This window comes from Hippea sp. KM1 (genome assembly GCF_000526195.1).
GTDB lineage: Bacteria > Campylobacterota_A > Desulfurellia > Desulfurellales > Hippeaceae > Hippea.
Genome location: NZ_JAFP01000001.1, coordinates 1,632,598 through 1,658,763, shown reverse-complemented (window position 1 = coordinate 1,658,763; position 26,166 = coordinate 1,632,598). Strand labels below are relative to the sequence as shown.

Genomic DNA, 26,166 nt, shown 5'->3' with positions numbered 1-26,166 from the left:
CTAAATCTCCTTAAAGAATTGCTCGCTTAAGAGTTCAGCGCCCGCCTTGTGCAGGCTTTCTATGGCCTCATCTATATCCTCGAATCTAAACAGCATTACAGCCTTGTTCTCCAAAGCGTTTACGAATGTGTACATGTATTCAACATTTAGGTCTAAATCGCTTATGGTTTTTAACAATTCGCTTAACCCTCCGCATTCGTCCTTTATGGCTATGGCCATAACATCGTTTTTCTTTACTATAAAGTTTGCATCAACCAGAGCATCATAGGCTTTATCGGGTTTGTCAACAACAAACCTCAAGATACCAAAATCCATTGTATCGGCCAAGCTCATGGCCCTTATGTTTACACCTGCCTCCTTTAGGACTCGTGTTACGCTATAAAACCTGCCTTTTTTGTTTTCTATAAAGACGCTTATCTGAGGAATCTTGTATTTGGCTGTGTCCATCTCATCCCCCTCATAGTTAACTTCAATTAAGTATAACCATTAACCTTTATCTATTCAACGAAAAAAGCTTGTATAAAATGTAATTTTTGGTATCCTTCTGCCGTGAGCAGCGCTTTTGAGAGTTTCGATGATTACAAACACTACTTCCTATCCCTCATAGAGAGAGAAAGAAAGGCCGAAAAGGAGTTTCACCTAAACGAGATAAGGCATCTTACGGGCAAACAGAGACAGTCAAGGGGCAGGGCACTGCTTAACTGCAAGGGTAAGCTCTTGGGCAGGTTTTTGGATTTTCTTGTTTACAGGTTCTCTTTTGCCGAGGCCAAGGATCACCAGATAAAGGTGGGCGATATAGTGTTGGTGTCAAAGGGTGAACCGCTTAAGGCAGCTTTGGAGGCCACGGTTAGTGCAACAAGCAGGCACTATATCGAGGTTATGACAAAGGAGAGGTTGTTTAAGTCCAAACTCTACAGGATAGACCTGTTTGTTAGCGATATAACTTTCAAGCGTATGAAGCAGGCGATAGAGAACATAGAGAATTCGGAGTTTGACCCTGAGATTATTTTGGGCAAAAGGCAACCCGAGGTTGTCCACAGCAATGAGGAATCTGATAAACTCAATGAGAGCCAGAATGAGGCCTTGAGGTTTGCCCTAAATTCTGAGCTTTTCTTGATCCATGGGCCGCCCGGCACGGGAAAGACAACGACGCTTGCTGAAGTTGTAAGGAAGAACATAGGTAAGGGCAGGATTCTGGTTAGTGCAGACAGCAATGTTGCCATAGACAATATGCTTGAGAAGTTGAAGGATAGAAGGGTTGTAAGAATAGGCCACCCTGCAAAGATAGATGATGAATTATTGGGCTTTTCTATAGATACGCTGATTCGTGAGGACCCCCGATACTTAGAGGTTCAACGCATGATAGATAGGATTGATGAATTCAAGAGGGTCAGGGATAAGAACTATCAAAAACCGACACCGTCGCAGAGAAGGGGGCTTACCAACGATGAGATATTGACGCTTGCAGCCCAGGATAGGGGTAAACGGGGGCTTAAAAGCTCCAAAATCAAAAAGATGGCCGGCTGGATTGAGCTAAACAACAAGATAGTTATGCTCCATGAGCAGAAAGAGGCCATATTGAAAAAAATCGTCTATGAGAAACTTAAGGATGCCGAGGTTATCTTTACAACAAACTCCGGTGCCGGCAGCGAGTTTTTAGAGGATTTTAAGTTTGATATGTTGTTTTTGGATGAGGCGGCTCAATGTATTGAGCCCTCTGCCTTGATACCGATGGTTAAATCAAGGCGTGTTGTTATGGCCGGGGATCACAAACAGCTTCCCCCAACCATACTATCCGATGCAAAAAGGCTCTCTTACACGCTTTTTGAGAGATTTGAAAACCTGTTTAATGCAAGCTACACCCTGCGCATTCAATATCGCATGAACGATAAGATATGTAAGTTCTCAAGCTGTGAATTCTACGACTGCCTTGTCAGGTCCCACGAAAGCGTAAAGGATATAAAGCTATCCGATATAGCCGATATAAACGGGTTTGTGGGTTATGATACGCCTATAGTTTTCTTCGATACGCGGGGCAGGTTTTTAGAGGCCAATAAGAAGGGGAGCTATTCCAAATACAACCCGCTGGAGGCTGAGTTTGTAAAGAGGCTTGTTGATGAGCTTTTATCTTTGGGTGTCAAACATGAGGATATAGGCGTTATTACGCCGTATAAGGATCATGAGGAATACATGAAAAGGATGATCGACTCTATAGAGATAAAATCTATAGACGGCTTTCAGGGCAGGGAGAAAGAGGTGATTATTTTAAGCCTGGTTAGGGCAAATGACAACGAGGAGATAGGTTTTTTGAGGGATAAAAGAAGGCTCAATGTGGCCATAACCAGAGCAAAGAGGAAGCTTATAATAGTCGGCGATGCAAGAACGCTCACATCCCAGCGGATCTATGCTAAACTAATTGACTATATTGCACAAGAAGGCGATTTTAGAGAGATTACCCCGGATCTTATTTAGCCTGTATCAGGCATACGCACAATGGATACCCATAAGACTTGGATGATTTTTTTAAAAGCCCCAATGTTGCATCAAAAAACTCCTTGGATATAGAGCCTTTTTCTCCATAATAAATGAGCTTACACGATAGCGTACAATATCTTGTGCAATCCAACACCCAATCCTTAAGGATGAGGTTTTAAATGATAAAACTGAAAAGTATCCTGCCAGACCTCATAAAAGAGCTGATAACACAGACCCTATCGTCTATTATGTTAGCCGAAAGAGATGTGTTTGTTAAAGAACATGGCGGATAAGAATAGCAAAAGATTACACTCTGCTATTGGGTATAAGGCGCTTTTTGAGGTATACGGGTATATATCAGAAACAAAGAAAAACATAGTTACCTCAGAAGTATGTGTGGTAATCCTATTAACTGAGGGTTAAGGAGATAGGGAGAAGGGAAATGAGAAGAATTGACTTGACAAGCGGGGCGGTATAGCCTTAGTAAGTTATACCTTAATATCAATGTCAGGATTCAATGAAATTTCATTCTCCCTTGAATCATAATCCAAGATCTCGGCATACATACAAAAGTTCAAAATAGTCCTCAAAACCGTCAACGCTTTCTCTTCGGGTAAAAGCCCTTTCAAAAATGCCCTTGCTTCACCAAAACTAACCACACTATCGTTATCTTGTGTAAACCTCACGAACTCTTTTACAATAGGCAATTTCAGTAACTGAGCTCTAAATATCTCTTTTCTCAAATTGACATCAGCATCTAAGAATTTCCTCCCCATCTTTGTGAGTACAACCCACTTAAGAGGGGTCTCGACAAATCCCAAAAACTCTGCCGCTGTAGATATGAGCATTACGGAGGTAAATCTCCTATGGATCCTTTCTGAAAGTTCAAACATATCCATTCTACCATCATTATCATCCAATATTTCAAGCAAACCTATAACCTCGCTAACAGTGGTTGGTGGTAAGGGCAAAATCTGTTTGAATATTTTCTTCTGCGGTTCATCGGGAACTATGTGCCTTGTCAAATAACCCCTTATGGTCTCAACCACCTTTAAAAACTGTGGACTATTTTGAATTCTCGGATGGGGTAGGTTGTTATCGTAAACAAGCTCTATTTTGCCCGGTTTGGTTGACATTATAACGATTTTGTCGGCCATATAAACAGCTTCCGTAACATTATGTGTAATGATGATGATATTTTTCAAGGTGGTGTCGCCAGAGAACCAAAGATCCATTACCTCTTCCCTTAGGTTCTCTGCAGTCAAAACATCCAACGCACTAAAGGGTTCATCCATACACAATACCTCTGGGTCAGAAACCAACGCCCTCGCAATACCAACTCTCTGTTTCATCCCGCCCGACAGATTCTTAGGATAAACCTCTTCAAAACCTTCCAAGCCTACCATATCAATTACATGCTTTATTCTCTCTTCAATATTTGAGTCTGGATTTTTTACACCTATTTCAATATTTTCCCATACTGTTTTCCAAGGGAACAAAGCAAAATTTTGGAAAACCATAGCCATGTTATCGTTTACACCCACTTGCTTTTTGCCCTTATAGTAAATCTCTCCTTCAGTAGGCTTCAACAGCCCCGCAATAATTCTTAAAAGGGTTGATTTACCACATCCCGATGGGCCCAAAATTGACACTATCTCGCCCTCATCGACAGATAAATTTATATCCTCCAAGACCTTCAGTTCCTCAGCTTTTGACATAGAGAAAACCATACTGACATTCTTAACATCAATCAAAGCCATAACATCTACTCCAAAGAAAATCTTTCTGCCGCAAACCTTTGAAGGGGTCTCCACACAAGTCTATTTATCAATACAACGCTCAAGGACATAATAATAACGCTCACAGATAAAAGGTGCAACTTGCCCAAATCTGCAAAATTGTTAATCATAGCACCTAAACCAAAAGCCTCTATAATTCTACCCTTTATATTCATATACTCAGCCACAATACTCGCATTCCATGCTCCGCCTGCAGCCGTTATAATACCTGTTATCAAGTAAGGAAAAATAACGGGAACATAAAGAGTGAATAGCTTCTTCAGTCCTCTGACACCAAAAACTCTCGTAGCCTCTTCCAACTGCCTTGGAACAGTAGATGCACCAGCTATTACATTGAACAAGATATACCACTGTGTCCCAAGCATCATTAAAAGAACAGACGAATAATTTAAATTTGGAAAAAGCATAACAAACCAAGGGTACACTAAAGGGGCTGGAAACGAAGCCAGAACTTGAACAACAGGCTGAAGTTTTGATGAAAGCTTGGAACTTTTGCCTATCAGAATGCCAACAGGAACCGCCCAAGCAATAGACAACGCAACACTTAAATAAACCCTTAGACCAGTAACAGCATCGCCCAATAGTATTTTGTAAAAGTCTTCCAACCTCACATGCCTAACAAACACATAAACCTCATAAACAACAAGCACTAAAAGTGCGTAGATAAAAACAGTAAAGATGGTATCCTGAAAACCCCTCTTTTTTGTATCATGCAAACTTTGGGATTTCTTCGCTCTGGTTAAAATAATGCCTCTCATCCTATACAGCAAATATTCCCTAAAAAATCTCGTTACATGTGAATTTACAAGGATGTCTAAAACAATAGAGCCCTTTGTTGTATCATCTTCTTTTTCTGAAAATTTCCTCGCCCAAACATTTATTGGCCTCCAGAAAAATACATCTATTGCTACAATCATTACAACCATTGCCGCTATACCCAGAATTTCCCCTGGAAGATAACCTTTATCTATAGCTAAAGCCATATAAGACCCTATACCAGGAACTGAGTAAGATTTGTTGCCCAATGTAAAGGCCTCACAGACCGTTAGGAAAAACCAGCCGCCAGCCATTGACATCATACTATTCCAAACAAGACCAGGCATTGCATACGGTACTTCAACATTCCAAAAAACAGCCCATTTGGACAGTTTATAAACGCGAGCCGCTTCGATAAGTTCCCTTGGAATTGACTTTAGGGATTGATAGAAGCTAAAGGTCATATTCCACACCTGCCCCGTAAAAATCATAATTATAGAAACAAATTCAAGCCCGATCTCGGAGTGGGGAAAAAGGGATATCAATGCTAACATTAAACCAGGGAGAAAACCCAAAACAGGAACCGATTGAAGTATATCAAGTGTAGGTATGATGAGCTTCTCCAAATACCTGTTCTTTGCTGCAGCATAACCCACAACAAGGGTAAAAATTAGTGATAAAAAGTAAGCCATAAAACCCCTTGTCGCTGAATAAAGCGTATATTTAACAAGATTTATGGGGTTGAGGGAAATGTGGGCGTTAGGAACAAAAGGAGCTTCCCATCTTTTGGCCATCATTTCAATGGACAAAACAACAAAAATTAATAACCCAACAACAATTACATCGTATATAGTTAATTTTCCCTTGTTAACCTCATTCACATTTGAATATTACTACTCCAAAAGATCAAAGTCAATTTTGAAAATAATTTCATGACTTCAGAAACGCCCAACCCTTAGGTAATTGACCCATGCATGTTTACCGCCCACTTCACTTAATTCAAAACATATGTGATTTTTGTTAAAGCCTGCATCTTTTAAGATTTTTTTGGTGTTTCCGTAGCTGAAGTCGGGCATATCGAGTATTCTGTAATCGAGGTTGTAGAACAATTGAACGCCGTTGAGGTTTAGCTTTTTGAATTTAGAAAGGGCTTTTCTCCTTAAAAGAAGGTCCAGCTTATACAGCACGCCTTCCTTGTAAGCTTCGTCGAATACACTGGGTATAGAACAAAATCCAGCTTTTTGATAATTCCTGAGGAGCGCCTCTAAAGCCAGGAGTTCACCATTTTCTATACTGACAATGGGTTGGAACGCAAAATCAAGTATTTCAACGATGTTTTTCCATAAACCTATACTGTTTGAGTGCTTCGATGTTGGGGCGTTTGTTGTAAGCCTGTTTATATCGGCAGAAGCAGTTTGCATGCATTCACCTCCATAGTTTTTTTATGTTTGTATGGCTGGAGTGTTAAGCTTCTTTAAAGCTGCTGTTAAAAAGAGATTAATAGCGTCGTTAGCGGCGGAAAGAAGGCTATAATAAGCAGATTTAGTATCATTACTGCAAGGAACGGTAAAACCGCTTTGGAGACGCTGAGTATCCTGCTCTGGGCTATGGATGATGAGACAATTAGACAGATACCCAAAGGGGGTGTGAGCATGCCTATGGCTAAGTTTGTAACGATCATGACACCGGCCGTTATGGGGTGGAGGCCTGCCTGGTTTAATATGGGCGCAACCACAGGCACAAACAGTATTAGCGAGGCCGTTGTTTCAACAAATGTTCCCATGATGAGCAAAAACAGGTTGACAACCAATATCAATACAACCCTATCATGAGAGAAAGAGCTTAATAGGGCTTTTAATGCCTCCTGCACATTGTTCATAGAGAGATACCAGGAGAATACGCTGGCAACGGCAATAATGAACAGTATTACGGAGCTTGTTATTATGCTGTTTAAGGCCGCCTTGTATAGCTTTTTTATGTTCATCTCCCTATAGATAAAAAATCCCACAATCAGAGAGTATATAACGGCGCAGGCTGCCGACTCAGTGGCTGTGAATATGCCCCCCAATATGCCGCCTATGACTATAATCGGGGTGCCTAAGGCCCATATGGAGCCTCGAAGGGCCTCTATAAACTCTTTTTTATCGAATCTTTCCCTTGTTCTATAGCTATCCTTTGAGAATATATATGCTAAGACAGAAAGCGAGATGCCTATAAGTATGCCGGGCAGTATGCCCGCAATAAAGAGTTTTCCGATAGAGACGCTCGTTATGAATCCGTAAATAATCATGGGTATCGATGGTGGTATGATAACGCCAATGGAGCCGCCACTTGCCACAATACTTGCCGCAAAGTCTTCATCATACCCCTGCCTTTTCATCGATGGTATAAGGATGGAGCCTATGGCCGCTGTATCTGCCGCAGCAGAGCCGCTGACACCGGCAAACAGCATGCTCGATAGTATGGCCGATATGGCTAGGCCTCCCCGTAGGTGCCCCACCATGGATTCTGCAAGCCTGACTATCCTTCTGGATAGGCCCCCGCTGTCCATAAGGGCTCCAGCAAACATAAATAGCGGCACAGCAAGGAGCATGTATGAGTTGACTCCTGAAAACATCCTCTGGGCTATCATATAAAGCGGCAGGTGTGAGCTAATAAAGGCTATAACGGTGGACAGACCAATGGCTAAAGATATGGGAAACGACAGGGCTATCAATATAAATAGTATTACTATCAGCCAGACCATTGGGCTATTATTTCCATTATGCGGTTTATAATGTGGATGCTAAAGATAGAGCTGCTTATGGGTATGACTAAAAACACATAGGCATAGGGTATCTGCAGGGTTGCTGTTTTTTGAAGCCACATCATAGGCATAAACTTTAGGCTTACAGCAAATAGAAGGACTATAAACAAAAGAAAAGATAGCTCTATAAATAGCTCAACGGACTTTTTGGCCTTATGCGGCAGGTGTTCAACAAAAACATCCACTCCTATGTGGGCTTTGTGTTTATAGGCCACCGTTGAACCGAAGAATGTGATATAGACAAGCAAAAACCTGCAAAGCTCCGAAGAGTAATAGATGGAGTTGTTCAATACATACCTGTAAAATACGGAAAGCACCATGAAGAACGATAAAACGACAAGGAGCAGCACCACCAACGCCTCTGTTAATCTGTTGATGGTGTTGCTTATAAGATTACTGATTTTGGCTATCTTTCTCATAGTTTAAGATTTGCTCCAAATACCTTCTTGCCTTCCCGTGAAATTGCTCTTTGAGGGGCTCAACCCTCACCTTGAATGATTCTATATCCGGGTGTTCGTCAATTACCATCCCGTGTTTTTTTAGCTCTTTCAAAAAGAACGCCACCTTTTGCCTGTTGAGGTTTCTCTCGTATATCGAGGCCTCTTTGGTTGCTTTGAAGAGGAGTTTTTTGTAGTTTTCAGGCAGGCTGTCGTAAAACTTCTTGCTTCCCACAAACACCAAGGCGGAATAGACATGTCTTGTGAGCGTTAGATACTTCTGAACCTCATAGAGCTTGTATTGATAGATAACGGCCAGTGGGTTTTCCTGTCCATCTATTACATGCTGGGCAAGCTGTGTGTATATGGGCCACGGCATTGGGGTTGGATTGGCGCCCAATGCCCTCCAGATCTTAACATGGAACTGGCTGTTCATTACCCTTATTTTTAACCCCTTAAGGTCCTTTGCAGAATGCACCCTTATTACGGAGTTTGTCAGGTTTCTAAAGCCGTTTTCTAAGAAGTGATAGCCCACTAAATTGGCCTTTGGGAACTCATCGAGTATAGCCCTGCCTATTTTGCCGTCCAATATCTCGTCTGCCTGTTTATAGCTGTTGAATATAAAGGGAAACTCTATGGCCTTGATTGCAGGAACGAATTTGTCAATGGGGCCTGCCGTTATAACGCCCATCTGGAGGGCGCCCATCTGGAGTTGCTGCAGGATGTCGGTCTCGTTGCCGACAGAGCCTGAGTGGTGTATGATTACCTTGATCTGTCCGTTGCTCTCTCTTTCGACAATCTGTTTAAACTTCAGAGCCGCCTTGTAATGGAATGTCTTTGGTGTTGTGACGATTCCTAAGTTTATCGTATAGGTTTTTCCAAAGGCTTTTGGGAATGCAATAACCAAAAACAGCAATACCAACAATAACGATCTTCTCATACAGACCTCCCTAAAGAGTTTTGGAAAATATAGGCTAAGTTTCCTTCCCAGTCAATCTGTAAGTCTGTTTTATTGTTTTAACAATTGTGTTATTTTGTGTTGTTTTTTATGAATTGTTCAATAAGATGTGTATTAATACCTGAGTATTTCTTGCCCGATGGCAGGATTATGGTGGGTGTGTCTGTTATCCTTAAATCGTCCATTATCAGGTCATTGCTCCTTTTTATGTAATCTGAGCCCCTTTTGCATCTGTTGGTGTTGCCGAAGTTGTCTTTTAGATAGTCGCTGAATCCCTTTTTGTTGCAGACAAAGGAGGATATTTGATCCTCAGAGCCTTTGTATTTGCTTATAAAGATGAGTTTTGCCCCGATTTTGAGCCTATTGCATATCTTTTTGATGTCGTTTTTTATGTTGTTTGAATATGGGCATTGCGGGTCAACCACAAGATAGAAGAACCTGTTTCTTTTTGATGGTTGAGGAAAATAGTCTGCGGCCACGAGGCTATTTAGGTGCTTGCCGTATGTATCAAACCTCTTTTTGAATTGGTTGGACAGGTATGCGTTTACCTCTTTGTCGCTTATGGATTTACCATCTTTGAAGAGTGAGCCTATGATGGCTATTTTGCTGTTGGCGTATACGGGTATGATTTTGCCATTTACCGATATAAGCATATCGCATAGGTTTGCATCCCTAAGGAGTTTTTTGCTTATGATTCTGTAATCCGGTGGCATATAAGGCATGATTCTGCTTAGGCTGATATTATCACAGACATTTGAGGCATTAAGCCTTAAGGGCAAAATAAACAAGAACAACAAACAAGCCAGACCAACTCTCTTCATAGGCACCATTCTATCAATTTTTATCTATATAACAAGTCAACTTTCTATCAGGTCTATTATTGCCAGGGCCTCTTGATTGGTTGAGCAGTTGTTTATCATGTTATTGAAGCGTTTTATATTGGGATAACCCTTTAAATAGGCGTGAAAGAATTTTCTAAATTGCCTTATGGCCGTATCGCCCCAAAAATCTATCATGTATTGTAGGTGTTTTTTCATCACTGTTTTTACAAAACCTAAATCCCTTTTTGAATCTATGCCCTTGTTTAGATCCTCAAAGATAAACGGCCTTCCTATGGCCGCCTGGCCTATCATTAAATAGTCGCATCCTGTAATTCTTTTAACCTCCTGGGCCTTTTTGAATGAATCGATGCCGCCGTTAGCCACAACGGGTATGGATAAGATGCTGTTTATCTGACCTATATGGTTGTAATCCACCCCACCCTTGAAGTATTGGCTCTTTAGCCTACCGTGTATGGTGATGAAATCTATGCCTATCTGCTCAAGCTCCTTGTAAAGTTCAATTGGATTTGTTTTTTCATAACCCATACGCATCTTTATGCTTATGGGTTTCTTTATGTGTTTTTTTAGGGTTTGGGCTATCTTTATGAGCTGTTTTGGCTCTTTTAAAAGATAAGAGCCTGCCTTTGCCCGTATGACCTTGGGTGCGGGGCATCCTGCATTTATGTCTATACAGTCGCAAAACGGTTCAACAAACTCAGCAGCATAGAGGAATATCTTTTCATCTGCGCCAAACAACTGGATGCAGTAAGGCCTATCGATTATATCCCTCTCTATGAGTTTTAGGGTTTTTTTGTTTTTGTAATAGATGGCGTTGACGGATATAAGCTCGCTGAATGTTAAACCACACCCGAACTCCCTGCATAGCTTCCTAAACGGCTTATCGGTGTAGCCCGCCATGGGGGCCAAAAAGTAGTTTGATTTTATATCTAAAGGGAAGCTATCCACGGTTCATTGATTCTAAGAATTCCCTGTTTGATTTTGTCTTTGAGAGCTTGTCTAAGAGGAACAGCATGGCGTCTATGTCGTTCATCTCTATGAGTATCTTTCTTAGGATCCAAATTCTATTGAGCTGATCCCTTGGAACCAAAAGTTCCTCTTTCCTTGTGCCTGAGCGGGTTATGTCTATTGCCGGGAATATCCTTCTGTCTGATAATCCCCTGTCTAAGTGCAGCTCCATGTTGCCTGTGCCCTTGAACTCCTCAAATATAACATCGTCCATCCTTGAGCCTGTATCTATGAGGGCTGTTGCTATGATTGTCAGGCTGCCACCGTCTTCGACATTCCTTGCTGCACCAAAAAACCTTTTCGGTTTCTGGAGCGCGTTTGAATCAAGACCACCGGATAGAACCTTGCCGCTTGGCGGTATAACGGAGTTGTAAGCCCTTGCCAGCCTCGTTATGGAGTCAAGCAGGATCAATACATCGTATCCGTGCTCAACCAGCCTCTTTGCCCTTTCTAAAACGATCTCTGCCACCTGTATATGCCTTTCGGGTGATTCGTCAAAGGTGGAGCTTATAACCTCAGCCTTGACAGAGCGCTTCATATCGGTGACCTCTTCAGGTCTTTCATCTATCAGAAGCACTATGATCTTTATCTCCGGGTGGTTCTGTGTTATGCTGTTTGCTATATTCTGCAAGAGCATTGTCTTTCCCGTTCTTGGTGGTGCAACGATTAGACCCCTCTGGCCTTTACCTATAGGTGTTATTAGATCCATGACCCTCGATGACATGTTGTCTGGTGTGGTTTCAAGCTTGATCCTCTCCATTGGGTATAGGGGCGTCAAATCGTCGAAGTGCTTTCGCTTTAGGGCCTCATTGGGGTCTTTGTAATTGATCTGCTCTATCTTTAGTAGTGCATAGTACTTCTCATTCTCCTTTGGCGCCCTGACCTGGCCGTATATGTAATCACCCGTTTTTAGACCAAACTTCTTGATCTGGGAAGGTGATACATATATGTCGTTTGGCCCTGCCAAATAGTTGTTTTTGGATGAGCGAAGAAATCCAAAGTTATCCGGCAGTATCTCCAAAACGCCCTCACCCTTCATAAGGCTTTGGGGTTGGGACTCCTCTTTTTCCTGTCTCTTTTGTTGCTCCTTTGTGGTATCTTTCTCTTCTTTGGCTGTTGTTCTTTTTAGTATCTCCTCTATTAGGTCGTTTTTCCTTTTGATTGTTGTGGGTATACCCAGGCTCTTTCCGATCTCGACCAGCTCCACTAATTTCCTTTTATTTAACTCTTCCCTTGAATACATAAAAACCCCTCTATCATCCGTTTTTATTTTTTTAAAGATTATTCACTTATGGCACTTATATTTACAACCGAGGAGGATTCCCCGTTGGTAAGAACATCTATGGTAAACTCTTTTGAAAGCTCGATATAATTCTTCAGTTGAGAGTAATCCACAGAGAAAACCTCAGCTAACCTCTTATTCAGAAGTATCCTTTGAAACCCCTTCTCCCCCACACGGAATGAGGTTGCCCTAACGATACCTTTAAAAATAAGCTTGCTTACACCAAAACTGAAAAGAACCGTGTCGACCTTCTCTTTAAAGTGAGTGTCTAAGGGCGAATTATATCTGCTCATTATGCGCTTTGCAAGTTTTTTGTATGAGTTTTCGCACATAGCGTCGGCTAAACTCTCCAGATAAAGGTGTTTTATATTCGAGAGGTTCTTTGCCATTATGCCGTGTGCCACGCTATCTGCTGCAAGGTGGCTTAGATAGCCCAGTGCAAAGGCCTTCTGTTTATCTGTATCTGAGCTGTTCAGGATGGAGAAGCCTATCTTCCAGTTGTGCGAGTGTTTGTCCTTGTGGCTGAAACTCTTTCCCACGATGAAATCCGGAGCCAGGCAACCGTATAGATATTCATTGAGGTGGCTTGCAAGCAACAGCTTTAGGTAATTCGGCAGGCTTTCCATGCTTGCCAACGATATGCCTATATGCACCGAAGGTCCCCATGCGAAGCTGATTTTTGGTGCTGTCAGTATGGCGACAACGGTTGTAAATAAGATCAGGAAGAACCTTGACATCACCCTCATAATACAGCAAAAAAACCAAAAGTCAAATTTTTTAATACGCATTGCCAATATTCTGGATTTTGGGTGTTAAATGTGTATAGTGGTTTATGCAATGAGGGTGGCTGTTGCCCTTTCGGGCGGGGTGGATTCATCCATAGCTGCGTTTTTGCTAAAAGAGGAAGGATATGATGTGGTTGGCATTACGCTTAAGCTATACGATGATGAGTCGGACATAAAACAGGCCGAAAGAATAGCTGAGTTTTTGGGTATAGAGTGGCACTGCTTTGATTACTCCTCTGAATTTAGAAAGAGGGTGATTGACTATTTTTTTAAGACCTATTCTGAGGGCAAAACACCAAACCCCTGCGTGGTTTGCAACAGGGATGTTAAGTTTAATTATCTTATAGAGGCATCAGAGAGGTTGGGCTGCCAAAGGCTTGCAACCGGCCATTATGCAAGGGTTAGCTATAGATTCAACAGGCCCCTTATTGCAAAATCGGACTCAACGAAGGATCAATCCTATTTTTTGTGTTTTTTAAAAGAGAAACAGATAGAAAGGCTTATCTTTCCCCTATCCGAGATAGGTTCAAAGGATACAACCAGACAGATAGCAAAAAGGCTTGGCCTGGGATTGGCCCAAAAAAAGGATAGTTTTGATGTCTGTTTCATAGAAGGGGATTACAGGGATTTGTTAAAAAACAAACTTAAGGATAAGGCTGGATACTTTGTGCTAAATGGCAAAAAGATTAAGAGGCATCAGGGCATATTTGGCTATACGGTTGGCCAGAGAAGGGGTTTAGGGATTGCCTATAAGGAGCCTTTGTATGTCAAAAGAATAGACCCCCAAACAGGCGATATACAGCTATCGACAAAGAAGGAGCTTTACAAAAGAACAGTTAAAGCCTCGGTTGAGAATCTGCTGTATGCACCGGATAGGAGATTCAAGGCCACAGCCAAGCTCCGCTCAAAGATGGAAGAGGTGCCCTGCATAGTTGAGTTGAATGAAACATATTTCCTTTTAAAGTTTAATTCTTCTGTCTTTGCACCCACACCCGGCCAGGTTGCCTGTGTTTATCTTGATGGTGTTGTGGTTTTGGCCGGATTCATAGAAGAGGCATTTGATTAAATCAAACTTTTTTATATAATCGCTCCATGGATAAAAAAATCGGTTATCTATCGGCGGTTTTGGCTGCCCTGTTTATGGGGAGCCTGGGTCTGTTTGTAAAGACCGTCGATGTCAATGCCCTGGTATTGACGGCTTTCAGGCTTGGCATACCCGTTGTTGTGCTCTTTTTTATTTTGGTATTTAAAGGGGTCAAGCCAGGCTTACCATCAAAGGCGACAATAGCAAGCGGCGTCTTTTTGAGCCTCACGATTGTATTCTATATTCAATCGATAAAAACAACCTCTATGTCGCTATCCGTTTTGCTTTTATATTTAGGCCCACAGATAGCAGCTGTTGCGGGTGTTTTCTTTTTAAAGGAGAGGCTTTCTGGTTTTGATATATTGTGCTTAGGGCTTGCAATGGCCGGCCTTGTTATGACACTTGAGTTTAGATTTTCATTTAACCGCCTCTCTTCTTTTGTCTATGGCCTGTTATCTGGTCTTTCATACGGGCTTCTGATAGTTTCAAATAGGGCTATAAGGGATAGAGAAAGCCTGCTCAGTGTGAGCTTTTTTCAATTTGTCTTTGGTTTTTTAACGCTTATACCGTTTCTTGTTATCCTGAAACCCTCCTTTGATTTATCTATTAGGGATTTGGCTTTGGTTTTGGCTATGTCCCTGGTTTGCGGCCTTTTTGCCATAACGCTTATGATAAACGCCATAGGCCACCTGAGGGCTATAGAGTACGGTATATTGTCGTATTTAGAGATATTCTTTGCCGTAATGTTTGGATTTTTGTTCTTTAAAGAGGATTTGAACTTTTATAAAATAGCGGGCGGTTTGATGATAGTTGCAAGCGGTATCTTGCAGACGCTCAAATCACAACTAACCAAAGGGGTGGCCGATGAGTATAGTTGATGCGATAATATTGGGAATTGTTGAGGGTTTGACGGAGTTTTTGCCCATATCCTCAACGGGGCATTTGATCCTTGCAAGCACCCTGCTTGGCATAAAGCAGACCGATTTTGTTAAGACATTTGAGATTGTTATACAGCTTGGGGCCATCCTAAGCGTGGTGTTTTTGTATTTTGAAAGGCTAAAGAAGGATTTTGAGATGTGGAAGAGGGTGATCTTTGCCTTTATACCAACGGGAATTGTGGGTTTTGTGTTGTATAAAATCATAAAGCATTACTTCTTTAATCCCCATCTGGTTATCTATTCGCTCTTTGTGGGCGGTGTTTTGATTATAGCGCTTGAGGTTTACTTCAAAAGGAAAAAACCATCGGGCAGAATAGACCAGATGGGCTATAAGGGTGCGATTGTTGTGGGGCTGTTTCAATCGTTGGCCTCTATACCGGGCACATCACGCTCAGCCTCAAGTATTATCGGCGGTATGTTTGCAGGGCTTTCAAGGAAGGAGGCGGTGGAGTTTTCCTTCTTGCTCGCCATACCGACGATGTTTGCAGCCACCGGTTATGACATATACAAAAGCGGTTTACACATAACACCCTCTGAATGGCACCTGATTGCCATAGGATTTGTGGTTTCATTCTTTTCTGCCTTAATAGCCGTCAAGGGGTTTATAGGGTTTGTTAGCAGGTATACACTTATAAGCTTTGGTGTATATAGGATGATAATTGCTGTTTTATTTTTCTTAATCGTTTAGCAGGAGGAATGTATGAGGTTTGAGGAGTTTTTAGACAAGGAGAAAACCATAGCCGTTATTGGTCTTGGTTATGTGGGTATGCCCCTTTTGTATCACCTATCGAAGTATTTTAAGACGATCGGATTTGATGTAAAAAGGGAGAGGATTGAGGAGCTAAAAAGGGGTATAGATTCAACCGGAGAGCTTAAGGGTGTGGACTTTTTAAAAAACGGTATAGAGTTTAGCTGTGATGAGGGTGTTCTGGATAAGGCCGACCTGTTCATAGTTGCTGTGCCGACACCGATCGATAGCCATAAGCTTCCTGATTTAAGACCACTAAAGGGTGCAACGAATACCGTGGCCAGACACATCAAAAAGGGCAGTATAGTGGTTTACGAATCGACGGTTTATCCGTTTGCCACGCAGGAGGAGTGCGTGCCGATTCTTGAGGAGGTTTCGGGCTTGAAGTATTGCCAGGACTTCTTTGTTGGGTATTCTCCTGAGAGGATAAACCCTGGCGATAAGGTGCATACACCCGATAAGATAACCAAGATAGTCAGTGGATGCAATAAGGAGACGGCCGAGCTTTTGGCTAAGGTGTATGGAAGGATGAACAACGACAATATCTTTATCGCCGAGTCCATAGAGGTTGCAGAGGCTGCAAAGGTCATAGAGAATACGCAGAGGGATATAAACATAGCCCTGATGAATGAGCTTTCCAAGATCTTCAACATGATGGGTATAAACACATATGCTGTATTGGAGGCTGCTAAGACCAAGTGGAACTTCTTGCCCTTTGAGCCTGGACTTGTCGGCGGGCACTGCATAGGCGTTGACCCGTATTATCTGACATACAAGGCCCAGGAGATAGGCTATCACCCCGAGGTTATACTATCGGGCAGGCGTATAAACGATTCGATGGGTGAATATGTGGCAAAAGAGGCGGTTAAGAAGCTCATAAAAAGCGGCAGAACGGTTCTATCAAGCAGGGCACTTGTGTTGGGTATTACATTTAAGGAGAATGTGCCTGATATAAGAAACAGCAGGGTTATAGACATTATTAGGGAGTTGGAGGAGTTTGGCGTTGTGGTCGATGTATTTGACCCGCTTGCAGATGAAGACGAAGTAAAGGAGGAATACGGTATAGAATTAAGCCGGAAGAATCGGCTCAAAAGCAGCTATGACCTTGTGGTTCTGGCCGTTAAGCATAAGGTGTTGCTGGATGGGATAGACGAATGGATAGGCTTTGTGGATAGGGGTGGCGTTTTTGTTGACATAAAGGGGGTTGTTGATAAAAATAGGGTTAAAAACGCTATCTATTGGAGTTTGTGATGGAGAGCTTTGAGGAGGCATTGAATAGGCTTGAAGAGATTGCAAAGAGGCTTGAGAACGAGAACATTATGCTTGAGGAGGCCATAGGTCTATATGAGGAGGGGATGAAGCTTGTTGAGTTTTGCTCAAAGAAGCTTGAGGAGGCAGAAAACAGGATAAAGACCATAAGGTCTATAGAAAACGGCAAACTCAAGACAGAGGACTTTAACGATGAGTAAGCTGAGCCATTACAAAGAGCTGGTCGATAGCTTCATAGATGAGCTTGCAGAGGTTAAGAGATTCCCTAAGGTATTCCAGGAGGCTTTATTCTACACGCCAAAGAGCGGAGGGAAGAGAATAAGAGCTATGCTTGTTATGTGCGCTGCCTCCATGTTTGGTGCAGATGATGCAGAAAGCCTCCATATAGCAGCGGCTATTGAGCTTCTGCATGCGTATTCCTTGATACATGATGATTTGCCCGTTATGGATAATGATGATTTCAGGCGGGGCAAGCCAGCCAACCACAAGGTTTACGGTGAGGATTTGGCCCTCCTTGTCGGTGATGGCCTCAACACCTATACCTTCAGTGTTATAGCCGATGCCCCTATAGACGATACAAGAAAGGTCAAGATAATCCAGTGGCTTTCCAATAATGCCGGTATTGGTGGTATGGTTGTGGGTCAGGTGGTGGATGTGTTAAGCTCCAGGCAGAGGCTTGAGGGGTATTCTCCAAAGCGGCTTGTTAATTTTATCCACAAGCATAAGACCGCCAAGCTCATACAGGCCAGCGTTGTATGCGGTGCAATATGCGGCAATCCCGATGAAAAGCAGCTAAATAGGCTTGCAAAATACGGGCTCTATGCGGGCGTTGCCTTCCAGATAATAGACGATTACCTGGATGTTGTGGGGGATGAGAAGAAGTTGGGCAAGAAGAAGGTGGACGAGATCAACAACACCCTAACCTATCCAAGGGTTTATGGGCTGGAAAGGTCTTATGATATGGCCCAAAGGCTTAAGGAGATGGCTATTTCTCAGATTGAGGGCATTGAGGGGAGTAAGGATCTAATAGACATAGCCAGATTAATTGTTGAGAGGGATAGATGATAGAGTTAAAACGCAAAACAAAGGAGACCGACATTGTTGTCGGAATTGATATAGACGGCAAGGGCAATTTTGATATAGACACAGGTATAGGTTTTTTTGACCATATGCTTTCTGCCTTATCGAAGCATTCCGGAATCGACTTGATGGTAAAGGCAAAAGGGGACCTTGAGGTCGATTTCCACCACACCGTTGAGGATGTGGGTATCGTTTTAGGACAAGCTATAAAGAAATCCTTAGAAGGTAGGGGTTTTGCGAGGTTTGGATGGGCCATAATACCCATGGATGATGCCCTGGTTTTATCCAGTATCGATATCTGCAACAGGTTTTACTTGAATTTTGATGTCGGATTGAGGGGTAATATAGGCAATTTTGACTCCGAACTCATTGAGGAGTTTTTCAGGGCCTTTGCCTTTAACGGTGGTATGGTTCTGCATATAAAACAGCTAAGCGGCATGAATAAGCACCATATAGCAGAGGCCGTATTTAAATCCGTTGCCCACAGCTTAAAAGCCGCCATAAGGAGAACGGATCAGACACCGTCCACAAAAGGAACCCTATGAGAATAGCCATAAAGACATTGGGCTGTAAGCTCAACCAATACGAAACACAACTGATGATAGAGGATTTGACAAAGGAAGGTCATCAAATCGTTGATTTTGATGAGTCTGCCCATCTTTACATAGTGAACTCATGCGCCGTTACGGCCAAGGCCTCAAAGGAATCGAGGCTTTTAGCTAAATCGGCAGCCAAAAGGGGCAGGGTGGTCTATACCGGCTGTGACAGCTATTTGGAGGAAAAGTTAAAGGATAGATTTATTCTTGCCGGCAACTCCCATAAATACAGGATGGCAGAGTTTATCAAAAACCCTTCAAGCGATATATCCGATGCAACCAAGACCTATCCGATTAATAGAACCCTCTCTCAATATACACAAAAGAGCAGGGCGTTTGTTAAGATTCAGGAGGGGTGTGATAACCACTGCACCTATTGCATAATCCCGTTTTTGAGGGGCAGGCAGAGGGATAAGGATAGGGATGCGGTTCTATCTGAGATAAAGGGGCTTGTAAGGGCTGGTTTTTCTGAGATAGTCTTAACAGGGACAAATATAGGTTCATACAGGGATTTTAAGGGGCTTCTTAGGGATATAGATGCACTTGAGGGGGATTTTAGGGTCAGGATAAGCTCCATAGAGCCGATGTATGTGGATGAGGAGGTTGTAGGTATAGTTTCGAATGGGAGGTTTGCAAAGCATTTGCATATACCTTTGCAGTCGGGGAGTGATGCCATCTTAAGGCTCATGGGGAGGGATTATAAAAAGCAACAGTATGAAAAGATAGCCAACCAGTGCCATAGAATGGGTATTTTTTTGGGATGTGATATCATTGTTGGATTTTTTGGTGAGACCGATGAGCTGTTTGAGGAGACCTATGGGTTTGTTAAGGATCTCCCCTTAAGCTATGCCCATGTGTTTAGCTATTCAAAAAGGCCCAATACACCTGCATACAACCTAAGGCTTGAACTGCCCAGAGGGCCCGTTGTTAGGGAAAGGAACAGAAGGCTCAGGGAGCTATTTGAGAAGAAAAAGAAGGACTCTATAGAGCAGATGATAGGCAAAACGGTTGAGTTTGTTATAGAGACCACAAGGGTAAAGACGCAACACGGCGAGTTTTACAAGGGAATAACGAGCCAGTATTTCCCTGTGCTTGTGGATAAATACAGGGATGGACTCAAAAAGGGTATACTAAAGAAATTCGACGGCAGATTTGGATATGTGGAATGGGCAGAATAAATACGATCTCGAACAACCAGTTGATATTCTTAGGCACCGGCGGGGGCAGGTTCACCGTCTTTAATCAGATAAGGAAATCTGGGGGCATCTGGTTTAAGCTAAACGGTAAGCTGTTTGCAATAGATCCAGGTCCTGGTGCCCTAATTGAGGCGATAAAACACAAGCTTCATCCCAGCTCGTTGAGTTGTGTGTTTCTAAGCCACAGGCATCTGGACCATTCGGCCGATATAAACGCCGTTATAGAGTCGATGACCGAAGGGGGGCATAAGAAACGGGGGGTTGTGCTTGCTCCCTATGAGGCAACAGAAATCGATCCTGTGATCTTGCGCTATAACAGGAAGAATTTTCAGCTGATCAACCAGAGCGAGTTTTCCTCTTATGAGGTGGACGGCGTTAAGATTGAGGTTAAGGCAAAACATCTCCATACGACCGAGACCTATGGGGCTGTCTTTTCCTTTGGATCCCATAGCTTTGCATTTATCCCCGACACGCTTTACTTCGATGAACTGGCTGAGTTTTACAGGTCGGATATTGTGATTATGAATACGGTATTCTGCCACAGGCGCCCAGGTTTTAAACACCTATCATCCGATGATGTTTATAGGTTTTTGGAAAGGTATAGGCCAAAGAAGCTCATTATGACCCACTTTGGACTGGCGTTTTTGAAAGAGAAGCCGTGGGAGGTGGCAAAACGGATTGCATCAGAAACCGGCGTGGATGTGGTGGCAGCATACGACGGTATGGTGGTTGAGCTATGATAGCGATAATAGCGAATCCCAATGCGCACAACTTCTCATCCGTTCAACTAAAGAGGATCGTCTCTGAAATCGGTGGGGCGGATGTTTTCTTCACCCAGAGGGCAAAGGACGGGACGGCTATTGCAAATAGGATAGCATCAAGATACGATACAATTGCGGCATACGGAGGGGATGGTATTGTCAATGAGATAATAAATGCCAACCTGGGCAAAACCAGATTGGCCGTTTTGCCTGCCGGAACCACCAATGTTCTGGCCATAGAGCTATTTGGCAGCCCATCCATGGATAGGGGTGTTAGGGCCTTAAAGAGGGGCAGGTCAAAAAAGGCGTATACAGGCATGATAAACAAGCAACATTTTATGCTTATGGCAGGCCTGGGTTTTGATGCCGAGAGTGTGCATAGTGTAAGCCCAAAACTGAAGCGAATCTCGGGTAAATTTGCCTATTTTAGCGCAGGCGTTTCAGCCTATCTTAAGGGCCTATTGAAGAAGGGGTGTTTTGAGGTTGAATTAGAAGGCCATAAGGTATCGGCTCTGTGGGTAATCGTCAGTAAGATAAGAAAATACGCAGGCAATTTCACCATATCCGATAAGGTTAGCCCCTTTGTTTGCTTGTTTGATGTTGTGGTGTGTGAGTGCAAAAACAGGGCTGTATCCCTGCCGTATTACAATCTTGCCATATTCAGCGGCCTGCATAGGATAGAGCCGCCGTTTGTTAGGCACATTATAACTAAGGGGCCTATAGTGGTTAGGGGTGATTTTAAAGCCCAGATCGACGGGGATGAGTTCTTCTCAGACAGCGTTGTGATTAGTCCAGGAAAAGAGATCGAGCTTATAGTATGAAGAATATCAGGCTATTCGATTATATAAATTTGGGTTTCTATCTATTTATGCTTGTGTTGGTTGTGATCAACACAAGCAGCATCCCCCAGCCGTGGATTATAGTTTCCATGTATGTGGGTATCATATCCTTTAGCGTGTTCCTCATCTATAACGAAACACACAACCGCATTATAAGGCTGTTGAGGTATTTCTATCCATATATATTCATCGGCTTTGTATTTGAGTCTTTGGGGTTTATAGTGCCTTACATAAACCCGCATAACAAGGATTACATCTTGATAGAGCTTGATAGGCTTATTTTGGGTAAGGATGCAGCCTTGATATTCAATGTATTTAATGTTAAATGGATTGTGGATTACCTGCAGCTTTCGTATCTGTCTTACTATGTTTTGCCGTTTTTTGTTATCTATTATTTCTATTCAAAAAATAAGATAAAGCGGTTGAGTTATAGCCTGTTTGCCCTGTCTTTGGGTTATTATCTGTCTTATTTGGGATACATATTCTTACCGGCCATAGGCCCTCGATATTCGTTGGATTATTTGGCCAATATGCCGTTAAACGGTGGTGTTATCTTCAATGTGGTTCATCCTCTGCTCAATGCGCTTGAACACATAAAGCAGGACTGCTTCCCCAGTGGCCATACCGAGATATCTCTCCTTGTTGTGCTTCTGTTTTGGGATGAAAACAGAAAGATGGCCCTTATTATTCTGCCTGTGGTCCTATCGCTGATATTGGCGACATTGGTTTTGAGGTATCACTATTTTGCAGATGTGGTAAGCGGTGTTGTTGTGGCCTTTGTGGTCTATTTTGTGTCAAAGGCCATCTTCTATCCTAAAGGTTTAACCTAAAAACCGACAAGGCGTTGTTGTATGCTATGTCGGCTATCTCTTGTTGGTCTTTCTTTAGGATTTCGCTTAGTTTTTCTATTACAAACCTTATGTATAGCGGTTCGTTTCTTTTGCCCCTTTTTGGAACGGGCGCTAAATAGGGTGCGTCGGTTTCAAACACAATAAACTCAAGCGGTATATATTTAACAACATCCTTTAGAGTGGATTTCTTAAAGGTCAAGATGCCGCCTATGCCAAAATACAGGCCCATATCGAGCCCTGCTTTTAGGAGTTTGTCGTTGCCGCTGAAGCAGTGTATAACGCCCCTTAAACCCCTCTTTGATTTTATTATATCGATTAGGTCTTCTTCGGCCTCCCTGCAGTGGATGGAGACGGGCATGTCGTTTTCTATTGCAATATCCAAAAAGCTGTCAAATACCCTCTTTTGTATCTCTCTGGGTGAGTGTTCATAGTAATAATCGAGTCCAATCTCGCCAACACCGACACACTTATTTTTGCTCAGATATTCAATAGCCTTATCAAACGCATCCTGCGTGGCCTTTTTTGCCTCATGCGGATGTATGCCCACCATCTGATAGACGATATCGTATGCTTGGGTTAGCTCAAACTCCCTCTCAAAATCGTCAGGCTCAACAGCAGGAACCAGTATGGCATCCACACCACCTGCTTTGCTCTGCTTTATTAGCTCATCCCTGTCCTTGTTAAACTCCTCCATGTCTATGTGGCAGTGCGTGTCGATGATTCTATACATGTCTTAGCTCCCTGAAGCATCTATCCTTTATGGTTTTCACATCCTCAAACTCATAGATTAGCTTGCCGTTTCTTATCCTATAGGTGAGCAGGTCCTCCATAACCCCACCGCAGCTGCACTCAATTTGTGATGTTGTGTAGGGTGTGATGTTGCTTAAGAAGCATTTATTGCACCTTAGAAAGCTTTTTGAGCCCGACATCTTGCCCTTCTTTGCCACGGGTTTTCCCTCTATCTCGACTATATCCATAGAAAAGTCGATTGTTGGCGCATTGCTTATACTGGTGCCCACACCGAAACCGTCGGCCACATCGGCTATCTCTTTGATCTTTTCCTCATCCAGACCGCCGCTAACAAACAGTTGAACATGGCTAAAGCCCCTCAGGTTTAACTCCCACCTGAGCTCCTCCAATATCTTCCTCATATTGCCCCTTCTTGATGATGGGGTATCCAGTCTTATGCCGTTGAGCCTCTTGTTGAGTCTTTCTGCCACCCTGATCGATTCGAACTTCTCATCGCCGTATGTGTCTATCAAAACAACCCTGGGGACATTACTGCTTACCACCTCATCAAAATACTCTGCTGCCTTGAGTGTATCACCCACAAGGAGCATCAAGGAGTGTGGCATGGTGCCGGATGGGTTTATGCCGAGTATGTCTCCAGCCGCAACAGTTGAGAAACCGTCGCATCCGCCTATATATGCAGCTCTTTCTATGGCAGGTGCAACGGCTGGATGCATCCTCCTTGCCCCGAAGGATAGAACGGTTTTGCCGCCTGCAGCCTTCTTCATCCTTGCAGCCTTTGTTGCAACACCCGACTCCTCACACAAAAAACCCAGAATAGCCGTCTCATAAACGGCAAATTCCGAATATTTACCCTCTATCTCTATAACCGGTTGATTCTCCTTAAATACGGTGCCTTCGGGCACAGCCCTGAGGTTAACCTGTTTGCCCTCCAGTAGCTCCAACACCTCTTCAAGGCCACAAAATACGGCCCAATCATAACCCTCTGGCAACCCTTTCACCGTTATCTCGGCCTTTACCGTTTTATCAAGGCCCTTTGCGCCTATTACCTCAAGCGCCCTTTCAAAATAGACATCCGTAACCCTGCCGGATTTTATTGTTGATTCATCGGCTATATACATACCGCTTCTCCTTCTATGTTAATTTCACATTGAGAACATTTTTAAACTGTGCGATTGCACACTCCCTGGATGCATCGTCCAATGCGGAGACGCAATTTAGTGGTATTTCCACCTCATATCCCCTTAAAACGGCGCTGGATGCCGTATACATTATGCAGATGTTTATAACGCAGCCCGTAATGGTGAGCTTTTTGATGCCGAGTTGCTTTAAAAGACTGTCCAGCTCTGTGTTGTAAAAGCCGTCGTATGTGGTCTTCTCCACCACAAAATCGCCCTCTTGCGGTTTTAGTTCATCCACCACCTTAGCACCTTCTGTGCCTTTGACGCAGTGTTTGGGCCATATGTTGAACTCCTTATCGTCCTCTGTGTGTGCATCGCACACATAAATCACTGCTGCACCGTCTTTTCTTTTTTTGTCCAATAACTCTTTTATGTTGGGAATTATCCTGGCATTCTCTTCGACCTTTAAAGGGGCACCATCAAGGGTAAAATCGTTCAGCATATCCACAACCAATACGGCCTCTTCCATAATTCACCTCCAATCAGTGGCAAAGATACACTCAAATATGAACAAAATCAAGCCTTGCGGGGTCCGAATATAGCCGTGCCTATCCTTACGATATTTGCCCCTTCCTCTATTGCGATCTTGTATGTGTCTGTCATGCCCATAGATAGGTATTTCATGTTTACATTATCGATGCCCAATCGCTTAACCTCCTCAAAGATCTGCCTGGTTAGCCTAAAATAAATCCGTGCATCCTCGGGTGTTTCGGTGGCCTTTCCCATGGTCATAAGCCCTTCTATGCGTATGTAATCAAGACTGCTTATGCTTTTTATTAGCTCTATGGCATCATCGGGCATAACGCCGCTCTTCTGCGGCTCCTCGGCTGAGTTTATCTCAATCAAAACGGGCATGACCTTCGATATGGTCTTGCATCTTTTGTTCAGTTTCTCTGCATCGTCGAGGTTGTCTATTGTTTCGATCATGTCTATGATTTTTAGGTATTTCGCCCTGAATAATTCGTTCTTTTGGTTTCTTACAGAGCCTATAAAGTGCCATTTAACCCTTGCACCGATTTTGTCGTATACGGCTTTTAAATCCCTTATATAGTTCTGGCCGATTACCGTTATGCCCCCCTCTATTGCTTGCAGTATCTCCTCAGCCGTTCTTGTTTTAGCCGCAGCCTCCACTATTACGCCCTGCGGTATTTCTTTAAGGAGTGCCTCTGTTTTCTCTTTAATGGACATAAGTTCACCTCTTTTTGGCTAAGTATAGCACAAAAGCCCAACTTTTCAATTGGATGGCTTTGAGATTGTGAAGTAATCGCTGAATATCTCTATATCTTGATTGGTTTTGGTGAATATCACCACCCTTGCCTTGTCTTCTTTGTTGATACCGAAGTAGCTGACAAAGCCCCTGGGTATCTTCCAGATAAAGACACCCCTTTGTGCTGGGGTTTTGCAGTCATTTATTATGCCTTTATCCTTACCCCCAAGCAGGATCGCAATGCAAACATTGCCATGTTCTATGCCTTTCCATCGGATCTTATAGCTATAGGTTTCCATCCAGACAGCCCCGCTTTTGGGCGATATGACCATTGGGTGGTCTGTCTGTTTAGTTAGGTTTTTCGGACTGCACCCACTTATGATTAGAAGCATGAGCAGGGCCCACATATCTTGCCTCCTTTTTGGGTAATATTACACCCACAAAGCGGCGGGTGCAAGCGGTTGACTTTGGATAATTTTAGTGGTATTTGTTTTGTTCAATCAATTGGTGTGGAGGTTCTG

General features: G+C 43.0%; 28 protein-coding genes. 12 read left to right on the top strand and 16 right to left on the bottom strand.

Going from position 1 to position 26,166, the window contains the following annotated elements; translation table 11 throughout:
• Positions 1 to 447: an amino acid-binding protein gene (locus D891_RS0108550; protein WP_025270692.1), complete on the bottom strand. Its 447-nt coding sequence runs from the start codon at positions 445 to 447 to the stop codon at positions 1 to 3.
• A 102-nt stretch (positions 448 to 549) separates the two neighbouring features.
• On the opposite strand from D891_RS0108550, the gene D891_RS0108545 reads away from it, so the two are divergent.
• Positions 550 to 2,472, top strand: a complete 1,923-nt coding sequence (locus D891_RS0108545; RefSeq protein ID WP_025270691.1) for an IGHMBP2 family helicase — start codon at positions 550 to 552, stop codon at positions 2,470 to 2,472.
• Between the two features lie 491 nt (positions 2,473 to 2,963).
• On the opposite strand, the gene D891_RS0108535 is transcribed toward D891_RS0108545, so the two are convergent.
• The 10 genes from D891_RS0108535 to D891_RS09620 form a co-directional block, all read right to left on the bottom strand.
• Entirely contained in the window at positions 2,964 to 4,235 is a 1,272-nt protein-coding gene (locus D891_RS0108535) for an ABC transporter ATP-binding protein (RefSeq protein ID WP_025270690.1), read from the bottom strand.
• A 5-nt stretch (positions 4,236 to 4,240) separates the two neighbouring features.
• Complete coding sequence (locus D891_RS0108530; protein ID WP_025270689.1) at positions 4,241 to 5,911, bottom strand: ABC transporter permease; 1,671 nt, start codon at positions 5,909 to 5,911, stop codon at positions 4,241 to 4,243.
• A 57-nt stretch (positions 5,912 to 5,968) separates the two neighbouring features.
• Positions 5,969 to 6,451 carry an EAL domain-containing protein gene (locus D891_RS0108525; RefSeq protein ID WP_025270688.1) on the bottom strand — a complete coding sequence of 161 codons (483 nt, stop codon included), beginning with the start codon at positions 6,449 to 6,451 and terminating at the stop codon, positions 5,969 to 5,971.
• A gap of 65 nt (positions 6,452 to 6,516) precedes the next feature.
• Positions 6,517 to 7,776 (bottom strand): TRAP transporter large permease, encoded by a 1,260-nt coding sequence (locus D891_RS0108520; protein ID WP_025270687.1) that lies wholly within the window; start codon positions 7,774 to 7,776, stop codon positions 6,517 to 6,519.
• Positions 7,764 to 8,255, bottom strand: coding sequence for a TRAP transporter small permease (locus tag D891_RS0108515; RefSeq protein WP_025270686.1), 492 nt, complete (start codon positions 8,253 to 8,255; stop codon positions 7,764 to 7,766). The genes D891_RS0108520 and D891_RS0108515 overlap by 13 nt, the downstream gene beginning before the upstream one ends.
• On the bottom strand, positions 8,230 to 9,213 hold the full coding sequence (locus D891_RS0108510; protein ID WP_025270685.1) for a TRAP transporter substrate-binding protein: 984 nt from the start codon (positions 9,211 to 9,213) through the stop codon (positions 8,230 to 8,232). The genes D891_RS0108515 and D891_RS0108510 overlap by 26 nt, the downstream gene beginning before the upstream one ends.
• Before the next feature lie 89 nt (positions 9,214 to 9,302).
• Positions 9,303 to 10,052, bottom strand: coding sequence for a thioredoxin fold domain-containing protein (locus D891_RS0108505; protein ID WP_025270684.1), 750 nt, complete (start codon positions 10,050 to 10,052; stop codon positions 9,303 to 9,305).
• 36 nt (positions 10,053 to 10,088) lie between these two features.
• Entirely contained in the window at positions 10,089 to 10,970 is an 882-nt protein-coding gene (locus D891_RS0108500; protein WP_156919083.1) for a tRNA dihydrouridine synthase, read from the bottom strand.
• 40 nt (positions 10,971 to 11,010) lie between these two features.
• Entirely contained in the window at positions 11,011 to 12,321 is a 1,311-nt protein-coding gene (gene rho / locus D891_RS0108495; RefSeq protein WP_025270682.1) for a transcription termination factor Rho, read from the bottom strand.
• 38 nt (positions 12,322 to 12,359) lie between these two features.
• Complete coding sequence (locus tag D891_RS09620) at positions 12,360 to 13,097, bottom strand: zinc dependent phospholipase C family protein (protein WP_025270681.1); 738 nt, start codon at positions 13,095 to 13,097, stop codon at positions 12,360 to 12,362.
• Between the two features lie 79 nt (positions 13,098 to 13,176).
• Between D891_RS09620 and mnmA the strand changes: the two genes are divergently transcribed.
• Genes mnmA through D891_RS0108435 form a run of 11 tightly spaced genes read left to right on the top strand, consistent with a single transcriptional unit; the run spans position 13,177 to position 22,486 of the window.
• On the top strand, positions 13,177 to 14,211 hold the full coding sequence (gene mnmA / locus D891_RS0108485) for a tRNA 2-thiouridine(34) synthase MnmA (protein WP_198014816.1): 1,035 nt from the start codon (positions 13,177 to 13,179) through the stop codon (positions 14,209 to 14,211).
• Positions 14,212 to 14,237: 26 nt separating this feature from the next.
• Positions 14,238 to 15,107, top strand: a complete 870-nt coding sequence (locus D891_RS0108480) for a DMT family transporter (RefSeq protein ID WP_025270679.1) — start codon at positions 14,238 to 14,240, stop codon at positions 15,105 to 15,107.
• Positions 15,094 to 15,855, top strand: a complete 762-nt coding sequence (locus D891_RS0108475) for an undecaprenyl-diphosphate phosphatase (protein WP_025270678.1) — start codon at positions 15,094 to 15,096, stop codon at positions 15,853 to 15,855. Before D891_RS0108480 ends, D891_RS0108475 begins: the two co-directional genes overlap by 14 nt.
• 12 nt (positions 15,856 to 15,867) lie before the next feature.
• Positions 15,868 to 17,166, top strand: a complete 1,299-nt coding sequence (locus D891_RS0108470; protein ID WP_025270677.1) for a nucleotide sugar dehydrogenase — start codon at positions 15,868 to 15,870, stop codon at positions 17,164 to 17,166.
• Entirely contained in the window at positions 17,166 to 17,384 is a 219-nt protein-coding gene (xseB, locus tag D891_RS0108465) for an exodeoxyribonuclease VII small subunit (protein ID WP_025270676.1), read from the top strand. The genes D891_RS0108470 and xseB overlap by 1 nt, the downstream gene beginning before the upstream one ends.
• Positions 17,377 to 18,249 carry a polyprenyl synthetase family protein gene (locus tag D891_RS0108460; RefSeq protein WP_025270675.1) on the top strand — a complete coding sequence of 291 codons (873 nt, stop codon included), beginning with the start codon at positions 17,377 to 17,379 and terminating at the stop codon, positions 18,247 to 18,249. Before xseB ends, D891_RS0108460 begins: the two co-directional genes overlap by 8 nt.
• Positions 18,246 to 18,809 carry an imidazoleglycerol-phosphate dehydratase HisB gene (gene hisB, locus D891_RS0108455; protein ID WP_025270674.1) on the top strand — a complete coding sequence of 188 codons (564 nt, stop codon included), beginning with the start codon at positions 18,246 to 18,248 and terminating at the stop codon, positions 18,807 to 18,809. The genes D891_RS0108460 and hisB overlap by 4 nt, the downstream gene beginning before the upstream one ends.
• Complete coding sequence (mtaB, locus tag D891_RS0108450; RefSeq protein ID WP_025270673.1) at positions 18,806 to 20,038, top strand: tRNA (N(6)-L-threonylcarbamoyladenosine(37)-C(2))-methylthiotransferase MtaB; 1,233 nt, start codon at positions 18,806 to 18,808, stop codon at positions 20,036 to 20,038. The genes hisB and mtaB overlap by 4 nt, the downstream gene beginning before the upstream one ends.
• Positions 20,026 to 20,796: an MBL fold metallo-hydrolase gene (locus D891_RS0108445; RefSeq protein ID WP_051453581.1), complete on the top strand. Its 771-nt coding sequence runs from the start codon at positions 20,026 to 20,028 to the stop codon at positions 20,794 to 20,796. The genes mtaB and D891_RS0108445 overlap by 13 nt, the downstream gene beginning before the upstream one ends.
• The gene (locus tag D891_RS09615; protein WP_025270671.1) at positions 20,793 to 21,638 is read left to right on the top strand and encodes a diacylglycerol/lipid kinase family protein; all 846 of its coding nucleotides are present in this window, start codon (positions 20,793 to 20,795) and stop codon (positions 21,636 to 21,638) included. Before D891_RS0108445 ends, D891_RS09615 begins: the two co-directional genes overlap by 4 nt.
• On the top strand, positions 21,635 to 22,486 hold the full coding sequence (locus tag D891_RS0108435; RefSeq protein WP_025270670.1) for a phosphatase PAP2 family protein: 852 nt from the start codon (positions 21,635 to 21,637) through the stop codon (positions 22,484 to 22,486). Before D891_RS09615 ends, D891_RS0108435 begins: the two co-directional genes overlap by 4 nt.
• On the opposite strand, the gene D891_RS0108430 is transcribed toward D891_RS0108435, so the two are convergent.
• From D891_RS0108430 to D891_RS0108410, 5 genes are read right to left on the bottom strand one after another with little or no spacing between them, the layout of a single operon-like run.
• Positions 22,470 to 23,237 (bottom strand): TatD family hydrolase, encoded by a 768-nt coding sequence (locus D891_RS0108430; RefSeq protein ID WP_025270669.1) that lies wholly within the window; start codon positions 23,235 to 23,237, stop codon positions 22,470 to 22,472. The two genes, D891_RS0108435 and D891_RS0108430, sit on opposite strands and share 17 nt — an antisense overlap.
• Complete coding sequence (locus D891_RS0108425) at positions 23,230 to 24,378, bottom strand: nicotinate phosphoribosyltransferase (protein WP_025270668.1); 1,149 nt, start codon at positions 24,376 to 24,378, stop codon at positions 23,230 to 23,232. Before D891_RS0108425 ends, D891_RS0108430 begins: the two co-directional genes overlap by 8 nt.
• Before the next feature lie 13 nt (positions 24,379 to 24,391).
• Positions 24,392 to 24,907 (bottom strand): cysteine hydrolase family protein, encoded by a 516-nt coding sequence (locus D891_RS0108420; protein ID WP_025270667.1) that lies wholly within the window; start codon positions 24,905 to 24,907, stop codon positions 24,392 to 24,394.
• A gap of 47 nt (positions 24,908 to 24,954) precedes the next feature.
• Positions 24,955 to 25,626, bottom strand: a complete 672-nt coding sequence (locus D891_RS0108415; protein ID WP_025270666.1) for a YggS family pyridoxal phosphate-dependent enzyme — start codon at positions 25,624 to 25,626, stop codon at positions 24,955 to 24,957.
• A 45-nt stretch (positions 25,627 to 25,671) separates the two neighbouring features.
• Positions 25,672 to 26,052: a hypothetical protein gene (locus tag D891_RS0108410; RefSeq protein WP_025270665.1), complete on the bottom strand. Its 381-nt coding sequence runs from the start codon at positions 26,050 to 26,052 to the stop codon at positions 25,672 to 25,674.
• Positions 26,053 to 26,166: the final 114 nt, after the last annotated feature.

Coding starts and splice junctions, on each gene's coding strand:
- D891_RS0108550 (WP_025270692.1), bottom strand. CDS start 447: ATGGACACAGCCAAATACAAGATTCCTCAGATAAGCGTCTTTATAGAA.
- D891_RS0108535 (WP_025270690.1), bottom strand. CDS start 4,235: ATGGCTTTGATTGATGTTAAGAATGTCAGTATGGTTTTCTCTATGTCA.
- D891_RS0108525 (WP_025270688.1), bottom strand. CDS start 6,451: ATGCAAACTGCTTCTGCCGATATAAACAGGCTTACAACAAACGCCCCA.
- D891_RS0108520 (WP_025270687.1), bottom strand. CDS start 7,776: ATGGTCTGGCTGATAGTAATACTATTTATATTGATAGCCCTGTCGTTT.
- D891_RS0108515 (WP_025270686.1), bottom strand. CDS start 8,255: ATGAGAAAGATAGCCAAAATCAGTAATCTTATAAGCAACACCATCAAC.
- D891_RS0108510 (WP_025270685.1), bottom strand. CDS start 9,213: ATGAGAAGATCGTTATTGTTGGTATTGCTGTTTTTGGTTATTGCATTC.
- D891_RS0108505 (WP_025270684.1), bottom strand. CDS start 10,052: ATGAAGAGAGTTGGTCTGGCTTGTTTGTTGTTCTTGTTTATTTTGCCC.
- D891_RS0108500 (WP_156919083.1), bottom strand. CDS start 10,970: ATGGCGGGCTACACCGATAAGCCGTTTAGGAAGCTATGCAGGGAGTTC.
- rho (WP_025270682.1), bottom strand. CDS start 12,321: ATGTATTCAAGGGAAGAGTTAAATAAAAGGAAATTAGTGGAGCTGGTC.
- D891_RS09620 (WP_025270681.1), bottom strand. CDS start 13,097: ATGTCAAGGTTCTTCCTGATCTTATTTACAACCGTTGTCGCCATACTG.
- mnmA (WP_198014816.1), top strand. CDS start 13,177: ATGTGTATAGTGGTTTATGCAATGAGGGTGGCTGTTGCCCTTTCGGGC.
- D891_RS0108480 (WP_025270679.1), top strand. CDS start 14,238: ATGGATAAAAAAATCGGTTATCTATCGGCGGTTTTGGCTGCCCTGTTT.
- D891_RS0108475 (WP_025270678.1), top strand. CDS start 15,094: ATGAGTATAGTTGATGCGATAATATTGGGAATTGTTGAGGGTTTGACG.
- D891_RS0108470 (WP_025270677.1), top strand. CDS start 15,868: ATGAGGTTTGAGGAGTTTTTAGACAAGGAGAAAACCATAGCCGTTATT.
- xseB (WP_025270676.1), top strand. CDS start 17,166: ATGGAGAGCTTTGAGGAGGCATTGAATAGGCTTGAAGAGATTGCAAAG.
- D891_RS0108460 (WP_025270675.1), top strand. CDS start 17,377: ATGAGTAAGCTGAGCCATTACAAAGAGCTGGTCGATAGCTTCATAGAT.
- hisB (WP_025270674.1), top strand. CDS start 18,246: ATGATAGAGTTAAAACGCAAAACAAAGGAGACCGACATTGTTGTCGGA.
- mtaB (WP_025270673.1), top strand. CDS start 18,806: ATGAGAATAGCCATAAAGACATTGGGCTGTAAGCTCAACCAATACGAA.
- D891_RS0108445 (WP_051453581.1), top strand. CDS start 20,026: ATGGGCAGAATAAATACGATCTCGAACAACCAGTTGATATTCTTAGGC.
- D891_RS09615 (WP_025270671.1), top strand. CDS start 20,793: ATGATAGCGATAATAGCGAATCCCAATGCGCACAACTTCTCATCCGTT.
- D891_RS0108435 (WP_025270670.1), top strand. CDS start 21,635: ATGAAGAATATCAGGCTATTCGATTATATAAATTTGGGTTTCTATCTA.
- D891_RS0108430 (WP_025270669.1), bottom strand. CDS start 23,237: ATGTATAGAATCATCGACACGCACTGCCACATAGACATGGAGGAGTTT.
- D891_RS0108425 (WP_025270668.1), bottom strand. CDS start 24,378: ATGTATATAGCCGATGAATCAACAATAAAATCCGGCAGGGTTACGGAT.
- D891_RS0108420 (WP_025270667.1), bottom strand. CDS start 24,907: ATGGAAGAGGCCGTATTGGTTGTGGATATGCTGAACGATTTTACCCTT.
- D891_RS0108415 (WP_025270666.1), bottom strand. CDS start 25,626: ATGTCCATTAAAGAGAAAACAGAGGCACTCCTTAAAGAAATACCGCAG.
- D891_RS0108410 (WP_025270665.1), bottom strand. CDS start 26,052: ATGTGGGCCCTGCTCATGCTTCTAATCATAAGTGGGTGCAGTCCGAAA.